Source organism: Mycobacterium sp. URHD0025 (genome assembly GCF_000426065.1).
Taxonomy (GTDB): Bacteria; Actinomycetota; Actinomycetes; order Mycobacteriales; family Mycobacteriaceae; genus Mycobacterium.
Map to the genome: position 1 here is coordinate 352,351 of NZ_KE384491.1, position 14,652 is coordinate 367,002.

Annotated in this window: 9 protein-coding genes; 2 read left to right on the forward strand and 7 right to left on the reverse strand. The window is 66.8% G+C overall.

Annotated elements, in window-relative coordinates:
- Positions 1–3: 3 nt before the first annotated feature.
- From ffh to ftsY, 6 genes are all read right to left on the reverse strand, one after another.
- Complete coding sequence (gene ffh / locus H977_RS0130120) at positions 4–1,572, reverse strand: signal recognition particle protein (RefSeq protein ID WP_029111343.1); 1,569 nt, start codon at positions 1,570–1,572, stop codon at positions 4–6.
- The gene (locus H977_RS0130125; protein WP_155946893.1) at positions 1,545–2,216 is read right to left on the reverse strand and encodes a hypothetical protein; all 672 of its coding nucleotides are present in this window, start codon (positions 2,214–2,216) and stop codon (positions 1,545–1,547) included. The genes ffh and H977_RS0130125 overlap by 28 nt, the downstream gene beginning before the upstream one ends.
- Before the next feature lie 166 nt (positions 2,217–2,382).
- On the reverse strand, positions 2,383–4,872 hold the full coding sequence (locus H977_RS0130130; protein ID WP_029111345.1) for a [protein-PII] uridylyltransferase: 2,490 nt from the start codon (positions 4,870–4,872) through the stop codon (positions 2,383–2,385).
- Positions 4,873–4,952: 80 nt separating this feature from the next.
- Positions 4,953–5,291 (reverse strand): P-II family nitrogen regulator, encoded by a 339-nt coding sequence (locus tag H977_RS0130135; protein ID WP_003881099.1) that lies wholly within the window; start codon positions 5,289–5,291, stop codon positions 4,953–4,955.
- A gap of 6 nt (positions 5,292–5,297) precedes the next feature.
- Positions 5,298–6,653, reverse strand: coding sequence for an ammonium transporter (locus H977_RS0130140; protein ID WP_029111346.1), 1,356 nt, complete (start codon positions 6,651–6,653; stop codon positions 5,298–5,300).
- 174 nt (positions 6,654–6,827) lie between these two features.
- Positions 6,828–8,183 carry a signal recognition particle-docking protein FtsY gene (ftsY, locus tag H977_RS0130145; RefSeq protein ID WP_155946911.1) on the reverse strand — a complete coding sequence of 452 codons (1,356 nt, stop codon included), beginning with the start codon at positions 8,181–8,183 and terminating at the stop codon, positions 6,828–6,830.
- Between the two features lie 416 nt (positions 8,184–8,599).
- Here ftsY and H977_RS34590 point away from each other — a divergent pair, with 416 nt between their 5' ends.
- Together H977_RS34590 and H977_RS0130155 are read left to right on the forward strand one after the other, a co-directional pair.
- A complete protein-coding gene (locus H977_RS34590; RefSeq protein WP_051289225.1) occupies positions 8,600–10,147 on the forward strand; it encodes a PE-PPE domain-containing protein in 1,548 nt (515 codons plus the stop codon).
- Positions 10,148–10,407: 260 nt separating this feature from the next.
- The gene (locus tag H977_RS0130155) at positions 10,408–11,049 is read left to right on the forward strand and encodes a hypothetical protein (RefSeq protein ID WP_029111348.1); all 642 of its coding nucleotides are present in this window, start codon (positions 10,408–10,410) and stop codon (positions 11,047–11,049) included.
- A gap of 10 nt (positions 11,050–11,059) precedes the next feature.
- Here H977_RS0130155 and smc read toward each other — a convergent pair whose 3' ends face one another.
- Entirely contained in the window at positions 11,060–14,647 is a 3,588-nt protein-coding gene (gene smc / locus H977_RS0130160; protein WP_029111349.1) for a chromosome segregation protein SMC, read from the reverse strand.
- Positions 14,648–14,652 lie beyond the last annotated feature (5 nt).

Here is a 14,652-nt window from a genome sequence, read left to right on the forward strand (position 1 = left end):
GAATTACTTCTGGCCCGGGAACTTCAGCTTGGACAGGTCGAAATCGGCCAGGCCGGGCGGCAATTCGTCCAGGCCCTTGGGCATGTTGGACAGGTCAGGGAACCCGGCAGGAAGCCCGGCCGCACCCAGCGGGTTGCGCACCTTGGGTGGCGTCGGGCCCGCGCCCTTACGGCCCTTTTTACCGGCCTGCTTGTTCTTGCCCTTGGCGGCCTTACGGGGCGTGTTCTTGCGACCGAACGGCATGCCCATCTGGCCGGCCATCGACGACATCATCTTGCGGGCGTCGAAGAACCGATCGACCAGCGAATTGACCTCGGACACGGTCACCCCGGAGCCATTGGCGATGCGCAGCCGCCGGGACGCGTTGATGATCTTGGGATCAGCCCGCTCGGCGGGAGTCATGCCGCGGATGATGGCCTGCACGCGGTCCAGCTGCTTGTCGTCGACCGCGGCCAGCGCGTCCTTCATCTGACCGGCCCCGGGCAGCATGCCGAGCAGGTTGCCGATCGGGCCCATCTTGCGGATCGCCAGCATCTGCTCAAGAAAGTCCTCGAGCGTCAGCTCACCCGAGCCGATCTTGGCGGCGGCCTCCTCGGCCTTCTGCTGGTCGAAGACCTGCTCGGCCTGCTCGATGAGGGTGAGCACGTCGCCCATCCCCAGAATGCGGCTGGCCATCCGGTCGGGGTGGAAGACATCGAAATCTTCGAGCTTCTCCCCCGCGGACGCGAACAGGATCGGCATGCCGGTGATCTCGCGGACCGACAAGGCCGCACCACCGCGGGCATCGCCGTCGAGTTTGGTCAGCACCACACCGGTGAATCCGACGCCCTCGCGGAACGCCTCGGCGGTGGCGACGGCGTCCTGGCCGATCATGGCGTCGAGGACGAACAGGGTCTCGTCCGGGCGCACGGCGTCACGGATCGCGGCCGCCTGGCTCATCAGTTCGTCGTCGATGCCGAGCCGGCCCGCGGTATCGACGAGGACGACATCGAAGTGCTTGGCCCGGGCTTCGGCCAGGCCGGCCGCGGCCACCGCCACCGGATCCCCCGCGCCGTCGGATTCGTGCGCGCCGGGCGCCGTGCCGGGGTGCGGGGCGAAGACTGCCACGCCGGCACGTTCACCGACGATCTGCAGCTGGTTGACCGCGCCGGGTCGCTGCAGGTCACACGCCACCAGCAGCGGGGTATGACCCAGTCCCTTGAGCCATTTCGCCAGCTTGCCGGCCAGCGTGGTCTTACCGGCGCCTTGCAGGCCGGCCAGCATGATCACGGTCGGCGGGTTCTTGGCGAAGGCCAGTTGACGGGTCTCGCCGCCGAGGATGCCGATCAGCTCCTCGTTGACGATCTTGACCACCTGCTGCGCGGGGTTCAGCGCGGCCGAGACCTCGGCGCCCTTGGCGCGATCCTTGATCCGCGCGACGAAGGCACGCACCACCGGCAGCGAGACGTCGGCCTCCAGCAGGGCCAACCGGATCTCGCGCGCCGTGGCGTCGATATCGGCGTCGGTCAACCGCCCCTTGCCGCGTAGGCCCTGCAGGGCTCCGGTCAACCGGTCAGACAGGCTCTCAAACACGTGGTAAGCCTAGCGGGCCGCCGAATTGTGGCGCGGCCGTGCGCCGCGAGCCGGAGCTCATGGCGTCCGCCGCCCAGCAGATCAGGCAGGAAAGCACGAAGATACCTATGCTTCGTGGCCGCCGCGCCCCACCACTGGTTCCACCACGCATCGTCGAAAGAGTCGTGGTTGTGAACCGCGTCGCGGATCAGCGCTCGACGAACCACCTGATCGATGGTCGCGAGCACCACAGTCGCGATCAGGCCGACGGCCCAGATCTTGTTGCGTCGACGCGCTATGCCCCAGGCGCTCACCTGACCCACTGCGATCAGCACGGGACACGCGTCAAGCACCCACATCAGCGCATCTGAGCCGCCCGTCATCCGATACAGGGACGGGTACCACAGGTACGCAGCCACCACCGCCGTGTCGAGCACCGTCATCGCGATGACGGTGCTGACGGCGGCAACGCGTCGGTTACGCCGTGCCCAGAAAGCGATGACAACCAGGAAGTACAGCCAAAGCACGGCGTTGGAACCCAAGGCCCACGCATTGCGCAGCGGTTCAGACCAGTCCTTCACCCAGGGCGCCTGCCTGAGCGACGAGTGCAGGAAGAAGATCAGGATCGTGGGCAACAGCAGCAAGGCGCTGATGAGGGCCTGCAAGGCCGGCGACAACCGCTCGGGCTCCGGAGCCGGGATCGGGGCCGGGTACCCATACGGAGCCCCGTATGGGTACTGCTGCGGCGGGCTGTGGCTATAGCCAGGCGGCACACCGTGCCCGAAGTGCGGGCCCGCGAAATTGGTCATGCGGCCAATCTTCGCTTACCCGTCAGCCGGCCTGCTGCACCGGTTTGGCCGGTGGCGGCGCGGGCAGGATCGCGAACATGTCACGTTCCAATTCCGCACGGAATGCGGCCCGAGCCGCTTCGTCGGCGGCCAAAGCCGGTGCGGTGACGCAGAACACGTCGACCACCGACGAGCCCAGCGTGGTCACCTTGGCCCAGGCGACGTCCACACCATCACGCTCGAAGACCGCGGTCAGCCGCGCCAGCAGACCGGCCCGGTCGATCGTGCGGATCTGGACGACCAGATCTGAAGGTGCGGCGCCGGGCGACCACAGGATGCGCGGCGGGGCGGGCACGTGGTTGGCCGGCACCGACGCGAGGATCTCGCCGGCCCGGGTGGTCGGATACTGGGCGGCTTCCTGATCGCGCCGCTCCAGGGCGCCGATCACGTCCAGTTCCCCTTCGAGCGCCAGAATGAACTGCTGGCGCAGCAGTTCGGCCGCCGGCGGAGCACCGAAGTGCGGGGACACCACGAAGGTGTTGATCGCCGAGCCCTCGTGACTGTTGACCGATGCCGAATGGACCCGCAGCGAATTCAATGCCAGCACGCCGGCCGCCTTGGACAGCAGCCCGCGCCGGTCCGGGGCGATCATCGTCACGTCGTAGATGTGCGGGCCCTCGCCCGGCGCGAGTTCGACATGGATCCCCGCGTCCGCGGCCAGCTCCATGAACCGAGGCTCGATCGGATCGGGCTGCGGCAGCGGTTCGCCCGCCATCACCAGCCGGCACCGTCTGACGAGGTCCCCGATCAGCGATGCCTTCCAGTCACCCCACACCCCCGGACCCGTTGCCAGCGAATCGGCCTCGGCCAGTACATGCAGCAGCTCCAGCAGCACCATATCGCCACCGAGAGCGTCGGTTACCCCGTCAATGATCTTGGGGTCCTGCAGATCTCGGCGCGTCGCCGTGTCGGGGAGCAGCAGGTGGTACCGGACGATCTTCGACAGCACCTCGATGTCGGACGGCCACAGACCGAGCCGGGTGCCGATCTGGGTGGCCAGCTCCGCGCCGATCACGCTGTGGTCGCCACCGCGGCCCTTGCCGATGTCGTGGCACAGCGCCCCCAGCAGCAACAGATCCGGCCGAGATACCCGTGTGGTGAAAGCGGCTGCCCGCGAGACGGTTTCAACCAGGTGGCGGTCAACCGTCCAGATGTGCACCACGTCGCGTGGCGGAAGGTCGCGCACCGCACCCCACTCCGGGAACAGTCGGCCCCACAGGCCCGTTCGGTCCAGGGCCTCGATGGTGGCCACCGCGGCGGGACCGGACGCCAGCAGCACCAGCAGGTCCTTGAGCGCCTGACGCGGCCAGGGTGTGCGCAGTTCCGGCGCGGTTTCGGCCAACCTGCTCAGCGTGGACACCGCCATGGGCAATCCGGTGCTGGCCGATGCGGCCGCGACCCGCAGAATCAACCCCGGATCGCGTTCCGGTCGGGCATCGCGGGCCAGGATCACCTCGCCCGCGAACTCGATCACCCCTTCGTCGAGTGGGCGGCGCACCGGACGGCGCAATGCCGCAAACCCGCGGCGCGGCAAGGCATTGGCGGCCGTGCGAATTCCCGAGTCGACGTAGTAGCTCACGGTGCGGGCCGCATCCGAGAGCATGCGGGCCAGATCGAACCGGTCCCCGATTCGCAAGGCCGCGCCGATCTCGTCGGCATGCTGGGCCAGCAAGAGCTCCCGGCCGCGGCCGGAGACCCGGTGCAGTTCGGTGCGCACATTGAGCAGCGCCAGATGGGCATCACCCAGCGTTCCGGTCGGCGAAGCCAGGGCTCGACTCGGATATACGTCAGCCAGCTGCGCTATGGCGAGCGCATTGAGCAGTTGAACATCGCGCAGGCCGCCCCGGCCCGACTTGAGGTCCGGTTCGGCGCGGTGCGCGATCTGGCCGCTGCGCTCCCACCGCGCCCGCGCATGCTCGACGAGCTCGTCGAAACGCGAGGCGATTCCGATCCGCCACTGCCGGCGCGAGCCGCCGACCAGCAGCGCCGACAGATCGGCATCGCCGGCGATGTGACGCGCGTCGAGCATCGCCAGGCCCACCGAGATGTCCTCACCGGCCACCTTCAGCGCCTCGGGCACGGTGCGCACACTGTGATCGATACGAATATTGGCGTCCCACAAGGGATACCAGAGTTTCTCGGCGACCTCGGAGACAAGCTCGACCGGCATGTTGTCATGCAACAACGTGAGGTCCAGATCGGAGTACGGCAACATCTCGCCGCGGCCGAGACCGCCGGTTGCCACGATCGAGAATCCGCTGGTGGCCGTGATCCCTATCTCGGCGGCCTTTGTCGTGAGCCAGAATTCGTGCAAATCGAGTAGTGCGTTGCGCAGAGCCGCCGCATCCAGCTGACGCGCCCCTCCGCCGAGCAACTGTCGGGTGGCCGCCGCCAGATCGTTGGCGGGACGCGATGAAGGCACCGGAGCCTCCTTTGGGGAGGCTCCGGTGAATTCTCGGTTGTTCTCTGTCATTTCGACTCCTCCCCGGCCGATCGCCGGGTAGTGCTCACGCGATTGCCAGCCGGGAGAGGACGCCTCGATGGACGCTCCGCCTACAGGGCGTCAGCCCCCCGCTCGCCGGTACGCACCCGAACCACGGTGTCGACGGGGCTGACCCAGACCTTCCCGTCGCCGATCTTGCCGGTACGTGCGGCCTGCACGATGACGTCCACGACCTTGTCGACGGCAGAGTCGTCGACTACGACCTCCACCCGAACCTTGGGCACGAAGTCAACCGAGTATTCGGCTCCTCGGTAGACCTCGGTGTGGCCCTTCTGACGGCCGTAGCCCTGTACCTCGCTGACGGTCATGCCCAGAATGCCCGTCTGCTCCAGGCCGGTCTTGACATCCTCCAGCGTGAACGGCTTGACGATCGCAGTGATCAGCTTCATATTCCCTTATTCCTCCCCGCCGTGACGACCAAGAACAGAACCGGTTCCGACAGCGACGAAGTCGTAGGCACTCTCGGCGTGCTCGGCCTCATCGATACCGGATGCCTCCTCTTCTTTGTCCAGGCGCAGGCCCACGGTGTATTTCACAATCAACGCCAAGATAGCGGTACCCACCGCCGAATAGAGCAGAACCGCACCGGCCCCGACCGCCTGTCGCCACAGCTGGTCGAACCCGCCGCCGTAGAACAGACCGGCGACCGCGGCAGGCGCTTCCTTGGTCGCCACCAGGCCCACCAGCAACGTGCCGACAATGCCGCCGACCAAGTGCACGCCCACGACGTCGAGCGAATCGTCGAAGCCGAACTTGAACTTCAGGCCCACCGCCAGCGCACACAGCACACCTGCGACAGCACCGATCACCAGCGCGCCCACGACATTCACCGACGAGCAGGACGGCGTGATCGCCACCAGCCCGGCGACGATGCCCGACGCCGCACCCAGAGACGTGGCATGTCCATCGCGGAGTCGCTCGGTGAGCAGCCAGGCCAGCATGGCCGTCGCGGTCGCCACCGTGGTCGTGACAAAGGTCGAACCGGCAATTCCGTTGGCCGACACGGCAGATCCGGCGTTGAACCCGTACCAGCCGAACCAGAGCAGGCCGGCGCCCAGCATCACGAACGGAAGGTTGTGCGGGCGCATCGGCGTACCGGGCCATCCGAGCCGCTTGCCCAGGATGATGGCCAGGACCAGGCCTGCGGTGCCCGCGTTGATGTGCACCGCGGTGCCGCCCGCGAAGTCAATCGCCTTGAGCTGGTTGGCGATCCATCCCCCGTGGTGGATCACCGTCTCACCATCGGAACCCTTGACATCGAAGTCGAAGACCCAGTGGGCGACCGGGAAGTAGACAAAGGTGGCCCACAGCGCGGCGAACAGCAGCCAGCCGCCGAACTTGATGCGGTCGGCGACAGCACCGGAGATCAGTGCGACGGTGATGATCGCGAACATCAGCTGGAATCCCACGAACACGGTGGCCGGAATCGTCCCGGCCAGCGCGATGGGCGCATCGGCCGAACCGTTCCCACCGATCAGGCCTTTGAGGCCGAAGAACTGTGCCGGATCGCCGATCACCCCGGCGGTGTTGTCACCGAACGCGATCGAATAGCCGTACAGCGCCCACAACACAGTCACGACACCCATCGCGCTGACGCTCATCATGATCATGTTGAGCACGCCCTTGGCACGCACCATGCCGCCGTAGAAGAAGGCCAGACCCGGCGTCATCAACAGCACAAGTGCGGCGCTGGCCAGCATCCATGCTGTGTCCCCGGTGTCCGGCGCACCCAATATCGGGAATTGCTCCACTCGCAGTTTCCTCCTTCACCACGCCACGGTCGCAAGGATTTACGACCATTGACCTGGTCCAAGACAATGCTGAGTGGATGTTTCAGCCACGGCGCCGTTGCGTTTCGCTCGTGTGAACGGATAGGCAGGCTGCGTTTCGCCGGTGTTACACCGTGCGTTTGCCTGGGTTTTTGGTCACCCCAGTAGGGCGTCGACGAAGGCCGCGGGCTCGAACGGAGCGAGGTCGTCAGGGCCTTCGCCGAGCCCGACGAGCTTGACCGGGACGCCGAGTTCCTGCTGGACACGGAAGACGATGCCGCCCTTGGCGGTGCCGTCGAGCTTGGTCAGCACCACTCCGGTGATGTCGACGACCTCGGCGAACACCTTGGCCTGCGGGAGACTGTTCTGGCCGATGGTGGCGTCGAGCACCAGCAGCACCTCATCGACAGTGGCCCGCTTTTCCACCACCCGCTTGACCTTGCCGAGTTCATCCATCAGGCCGGTCTTGGTGTGCAGGCGTCCCGCGGTGTCGATGACGACGACATCAGCCCCCGCCTTGACGCCCTCGTCGACCGCGTCGAACGCCACCGATGCGGGATCGGCGCCTTCGGCGCCCCGCACCACCTCTGCGCCGACGCGCGCGGCCCAGGTCTGTAATTGGTCGGCGGCCGCGGCGCGGAACGTGTCGGCGGCGCCGAGCACCACGCGGCGGCCATCGGCGACCAGCACTCGGGCCAGCTTGCCCACGGTGGTGGTCTTGCCGGTGCCGTTCACTCCGACCACCAACAACACAGAAGGCTTGTCAGCGTGCGGCAGCGCCTTGATCGACCGGTCCAGTTCCGGTCGCAGTTCCGACATCAGCACCTCGCGCAGCACCGCGCGCGCATCCGCTTCGCTACGCACGCTCTTGCTGGCCATCCGCTCACGCAGCGCCGCGACAACGGATTCCGTGATCACCGGGCCGAGGTCGGCGATCAACAGGGTGTCCTCGATCGCCTCCCACGAGTCCTCGTCCAGATCGCCTCCGCCGAGCAATCCGAGCATGCTGCGCCCCAAAGCGTTCTGTGACTTGGACAGGCGGCCTCGCAGCCGGTCCATCCGCCCTTCGGCCGGGGCGATTTCCTCGACGGCTGCGGCGACAGGATCGGGCGCCTCGGTGGGCACGACAGGTTCAGGCTCTGGGGCCGTTTCCGGTTCGGCAGGCTCGGCAGGCTCGGCGGCCACTTCCGGCTTCGCCGGTGCGGCCGGTTCCGCCGGCGGTTCCGGCAGCTGAACATCAGAGATGGTGCGTCTGGGTGCATCACGCGGAATGGTGGCGTCATCGCCGACCGCGGGCAGCCCACTGGTGTCGATGGGCTCGGCCGTCGGAGATTTCGCCTGGCTGAACGTGATCCCGGAGGAGGCCGTGTAGCCCCCGGAGCGGTCGATCGGTTTGGTGGTGTCGCGCTCAGAGAGGCTGATCCGCCGCCGCCGGTAACGCACCAGCCCCACGGTGAGTGCAACGACGACAAGAACGGCGACGACCGCGATAGCGATCCACAGACCCAACAACGCACCTTCTGACACGCCGCCATTGTCTCAGGGCAGCCGCCCGGGAACGACCGCCCCCGTTTCTCGCCCGCTCGCCGACGGCCACCGCGGACGCCCATGCCGGCCGAACTGTCGGCAGACCAAATTGCCCAATTCCTCGGTACATGGACGTACCACAGTTGTATCTTCTACTCACCAGGCGAGTGATCCCACATTCTCAAGCGAGCCGTAAATCCCACTACGACTTAGCTGGAACTGGCCTATTTCGCGACCAATTGTCGCCCTGGACTGCAATATTCGTTTTATCAGCTCATTTTTGTGAAATTGCTGACGCCTGGCGTTGACATGGTCCATCATCCAAATGGGTCGGGAATGGCTTCAGCGGTCGATCGGCATGTGGTCCTTCCCTTGGGATTTTCGCGAAAGGGAGGACAAGGATGCGCATTCGTGTGCTTCGGGTGCCGGCACTGATGCTGGTCGCCCTGGTCGGGACCGTCGGGCTCGTGCTGACCGCGAGCATGAGCACGTTGGTTCAGCTCGCGGCGACGGCGCTCATCATGGGCGGGACCGGGATGAAGGCGCTGGGAGCCCCGCACCAATGGGGCACCGGGACGTATGTGGACCAGGTGAACAACACCTATCTGTCCGACCGGCACCTCGACGAGGACGACCTGCACTGGGTGTCGACGCCCGAGCAGTTCTGGCCCGCAACCAGCCTGACCGACATCAGCTTCGACACCTCCGTCGCCCGCGGTGTACTCAGCCTGAACAACGCCATATCGGCCACACCGGGAGAGAAGGTCGTCGTCGGCTACTCGCAGAGCGCCAACATCGCCACCCGGGAGAAGCGCAATCTCGCCGATCTGCGAGCACAGGGCGCCATCGTGCCCTCTGCCGACGAACTGTCGTTTGTGCTCGTGGCCAACCCCAACCGCCCCAACGGCGGCATCCTGGCCCGGTTCGGTGGTCTTTTCGTCCCGATCCTCGGCGTCAGCTTCGACGGCGCCACACCCGACGACGAATACCAGACGATCGACGTCGCCCGCGAGTACGACCTGATCGCCGACTTCCCCAAATACCCACTGAATCTGCTGGCCGACCTCAACGCCTTGTTCGGGTACTTCTATCTGCATCCGAACTATGGGTCCTCTGTGGTCAACCTGAACGATCCGAGCACATTCCAGTCCCACACGTCCGGCAACACCACCTACTACCTGGTGCACACCGAACACCTTCCGCTACTTCAGCCGTTGCGCGACATCGGAGTTCCGTCGCCCGTGCTCGACCTGGTCGAGCCCACCCTGAGGGTGCTCATCGATCTCGCCTACGACCGCACTCCGGAGAACATGGGGGTCCCGACGCGGGCTGGGCTCATACCCCACGTCGATCTCGACAAGTTGGCGTCGGATCTGAGCGCCGCAGCCAAGCAGGGTGTGCGCGATGCGCTCGCCGGTTTGGGATTCGACACCGCCGATGACACTCTTCGCCGCACGGAACGCGTTGCTACACTGGATAGTTCGACACCGAACAAGGTGACATCCGATCTGTCGACGCCGCGGGAGCCCCAGCCCGAATCCACCCGGAAGCACGCGACCGACACGAACCCCGCGACGGATGACGACACCCTCGCCAGGCCTGAGGCCGACACCCCGAAGTCCGATGTCGAGGCGAACAACCCTGAGCTCGATACCGACGTAAATACCTCCGAGAAAGCCGAAACCGGCATCAAGGCCAAGCTCAAGACCAAGACGCCGCCCAGATCGACGGCCGAGCGAATCCGGCAGTCGGTGCGCCAGGCCCTCTCCCCCGAGGTGGACAGCGCCAAGCCGCAGGGCTCAGACGACCCGCGGCCGAGCCACAGGGTCCATCACCGGAACGAAAGCGATTCGCCCCAAACCAAATCCGCGACCACCGAAACGAAAGGCAACGGTTCACAGGCCACGCCGCGCGGTGGCCATCGCGCCGCGCACTCCGACGCGGCATAGACCCGCGGCCGGCTCGAGCGTGGGGGTGGGGCCCGGACCCGCGGGGGAATCCGGACCTCACCCCCACGCTCGCCACCCTGTTCCCGAAGTGGCATGTTCCCGACGTGACATGTCCCCGAAGTGAGATCCCAGAACGCGGTGCACCGGCACATTCGAGTAGTCCACTACGCATGCGCGGTACCTGATCATGGCGTGATCATTTCGGTACCGCAGCCGGCAACCCGTCGGCGGGGACAACACCAGACACAAGGCGCACCGCCATGACTACGAACACCCCAGCCGTCAGTACCGCGAACCAGGCGCGTCCCAGACGGCGACGCACGAGCACCACCAGCAAGAAACCGACGGCGGCCAACGCGGCCGTCATCGGTCTGATCGGCACCCTCGGTGGAGCGCTGATCGCGGCTATGCCGTCGATTCTCGACAAGATCGGCGGCCCCGGAGATAGCAACGTCTCGTCGACGCCCGTCACGGAGATCCAAGGCTCTGGCCACGTCTGGGTTGACTCGGTGAAGTTCAGCGATTCCGGTACCAAGGTCACCGTCGCAGGGACGGCGGTACCTCGCGTCGAGGCGGTCGGCGTGCTGATCACCCCGCCGGACGCAGCCGACCCGACCTGGTCCGCGGGCGCGAATGTCTCGGACGGCAAATGGAGTGCGGTTGTCAAAGCCGACCAGAAGATGCCGTCGGATGTCGAGATCAAGGCGTACTACAAGGAGCGCACCGCCGCTGCCGTGCCGGTCATGAAGTCGTCGTACGTGACATTCCAGTCGGACTCGACCACGTCGACGGCACCCCCGCCGGCCCCGGCACAGGTGCATGCCTGCCCCGCTCAGGCTGCCGACAGTTGCTTTGCCGGGCCAGGCTGGGGACCGCCGTCGATCTATCGAACAGGTTCGTAGCGAACGGTATTCAGCCTGAACTCGCCGCCAGTTCCTGCCCGCGCATGCGCTGCGAGATCACCGTGGTGATGCCGTCACCTTGCATGCTCACGCCGTAGAGCGCGTCGGCGACTTCCATGGTGGGCTTCTGGTGTGTGATCACGATCAGCTGGGAACGCTCACGCAGCTGCTCGAACAAGCTGATCAGTCGGCGCAGGTTCACATCGTCGAGGGCGGCTTCGACCTCGTCCATCACATAGAACGGCGACGGCCGGGCCCGGAAGATGGCGACCAGCATGGCGACCGCCGTCAATGACTTCTCACCGCCGGACAGCAGCGACAGTCGTTTGATCTTCTTACCGGGCGGCCTGGCCTCGACCTCGATGCCGGTGGTCAGCATGTCGGCAGGATTGGTCAGCAGCAGCCGGCCCTCGCCGCCGGGGAACAAGGTGGCGAACACCTTCTCGAACTCGCGCTCCACGTCGACGTAGGCCTCGGTGAACACCTGCAGGATCCGGTTGTCGACGTCGGCGATGACGTCGAGCAGATCGGTCCGCGCGGCCTTGACGTCCTCAAGTTGGGTCGACAAGAAGTTGTAGCGTTCCTCCAGCGCCGCGAACTCTTCCAGCGCAAGCGGATTGACCCGTCCCAGCTCGGAGAGTTCGCGTTCGGCCTTCTTCGCCCGGCGCTCCTGGGTCGGCCGGTCGAACGGCATCGGAGCGGGTGCCATGACCTGCTCGCCGCGTTCCCGTGCCTGCTCGTACTCCGCCATCTCCAGCTCGGTGGGCGGCAGAGCGACTTGTGGACCGTACTCGGCGACCAGGTCCGCGGCGGGCATTCCGAACTGCTCGAGCACCTGGGCCTCAAGCTGCTCGATACGAAGCGACGCTTGGGCTTTGGCCATCTCGTCGCGGTGCAGCGCGTCGGTGAGCGCGGTGATCCTCGCGTTGAGTTCGGTGACCGCCTCCCGCGCCTGCGACAGCGCCGTGCCGCGCATCTGACGTTCGGTGGCCAGCTCGTCGCGCATCCGCGAGGCCACCGACACCACGGCGCTCAATCGCTGGGCGACGATGCGCCCGGACTCGGACACCGCTGCAGCCACCCGCGCCGCGTGTTCACGAGCCTCACGGGCGCGTTGTGCCCGCACTCGCGCCTCGCGCTCGGCCGCAGCGGCCCGTCGCAGTGAATCAGCGCGCCCGCGAACCGCATTCGCGCGTTCCTCGGCAGTACGCACCGACAATCGGGCCTCGACCTCGACCGAACGCGCGGCCTCGGCGGCGGCCACCGAAGCCTGACGGTCGACAGGCTCGGCCTCGAATGTCGGAAGCCGTTCCGCGTTGTGCAGCCGGGATTCGAGTTCGGTGAGTTCCTCGACCGTCTTGGTACGCCCGGCCTCCAGCTCGTCGCGTTGGCGGATCAGGCGCTGCCATTCGTCACCGGCACCACGGGCGTCCTGCCCCAGGCGGCCCAGTTGCTCATAGATCGCCGAGATCGCGGCGTCGGATTCGTTGAGCGCGGCCATCGCCTCTTCGGCTGACTCCTGCCGCGCCGCCTGCTCGGCCAGCGCACCCGACAAGGCGGCCGCCAGCTCGCCGGTCTGCCGCTCGGCGACCTCCAATTCCGCTCGGGCCTTGTCGATCTCGGCACTGATCTCGAGGGTGGAGGGCTTGCGGTCGGAGCCGCCGCTGATCCAGCCGGCGCCGACCAGGTCACCGTCCGCCGTCACCGCACGCAGGTCCGGTCGCGCCGACACCAGTTGCACACCGGCCGGCAGATCGGCCACCACGGCCACTCCGGCGAGCATCGCGGTGATCGGACCGCGCAACCGATCCGGGACGGAGACCACGTCGTTGGCCCAGATCGCACCGTCGGGAAGCACACCCGAAGGGGCCGAGCCGTTGGTCTTCCAGTCCCCCAGCAACAGCGCCGCCCGGCCGCCGTCGGATTCCTTGAGCGCGGCGACGGCGGCCGCGGCGACCCCGAAATCCTCGGCCGCCAACGCGTCGGCTGCCGCACCCAGCACCGTGGCCACCGCCACCTCATGCCCCGGCCGCACCTTCAGATGCTCACCGATGCTGCCGAAAAGTCCTGCGCCACTGTGGTTCTTCTGCAACCAGGCGGCACCGTCCCGCCGGTCCAGGCTGACCGAAAGCGCCTCGATCCTGGCCCGCAACGAGGCGACCTGTCGCTCCGCGGCACGCTCGGCAGTCTGCAGTTCGGCCACCCGCTCGTCGGCAAGTCGCAACGCGGTCACCGAGCGATCGTGCTGCTCGTCCAAACCGACTTCGCCGGCATCGAGTTCGCTGACCCGACTCTGCACCGTCTCGAATTCAGCCTGCGCCTGTTGGGCTTTGGCGGCAGCTTCCTCGATGTTGACCGACAGGCGCATGACGCCCTCATCGATCGACTCGACCCGGATGCGCATCGTGTCGACCTGACCGGCCAACCGGGCCAGCCCTTCACGACGGTCGGCCTCCGCACGTGCGGCCTCACGCGCCGCCCGTTCGGTCTCAGCGGCGATTCGCTCACGTTCGGCCAGCTCAGCGCGAGCGGTTTCCAAGACGATGCGCGACTCCTCGAGCTCGCCGAGCAGCTCCATCTCGAGCTCGGCAACCTCGTCGGCTTCGGCTTCCAGCGCCTCGGGATCCTGCCCGGTGGACGACTCGGTCTCAGCCTCGAACAACTGGGCCCGATCGGTCGCGATGCGCACGGTCGCACTCACCCGCTCGGCCAGGGCCGAGGCCCGGAACCAGGTCTGCTGGGCGGCCTCGGCGCGGCGGGTCAGTTCGGCCACCGCGGCCTCGTGCGCCTGCAGTTCGACGGTCGAGGCTTCCAGCCGGACGGTCGCCTCGTCATGCTCGCGGCGCAGGGTGGTCTCGGCCTGGTTGGTGTTGTGGAACTCGACTTGGCGTCTCACCAGGTCGTCGGCCGCCAGTCGCAGGCGGGCGTCACGCAGGTCGGCCTGGATGGTCGCCGCACGGCGCGCCATTTCGGCCTGGCGACCCAGCGGTTTGAGCTGGCGGCGCAATTCGGTGGTGAGGTCGGTCAGCCGGGCCAGGTTCGCCGCCATCGAGTCGAGCTTGCGGACCGCCTTTTCCTTGCGCTTGCGGTGCTTGAGGACACCGGCGGCCTCTTCGATGAAGGCGCGGCGGTCCTCAGGACGCGACTCCAGGATCTCGGCGAGCTTGCCCTGGCCGACGATGACGTGCATCTCGCGGCCGATGCCCGAATCGCTCAACAGCTCCTGGACGTCCATCAACCGGCAGCTGCTGCCGTTGATCTCGTATTCGCCTGCGCCGTCACGGAACACCCGGCGGGTGATCGACACCTCCGAGTACTCGATGGGCAGCGCGTTGTCCGAGTTGTCGATGGTCAGCGTCACCTCGGCGCGACCCAGCGGCGCCCGCGAGGACGTGCCGGCGAAGATGACGTCCTCCATCTTGCCGCCGCGCAAAGTCTTGGCGCCCTGCTCACCCATCACCCAGGTCAGGGCGTCCACGACGTTGGACTTGCCCGATCCGTTGGGACCGACAACGCAGGTGATTCCGGGTTCGAAGCGCAGAGTCGTCGGCGAGGCGAAGGACTTGAAGCCCTTCAGCGTCAGACTCTTGAGGTGCACGGCGT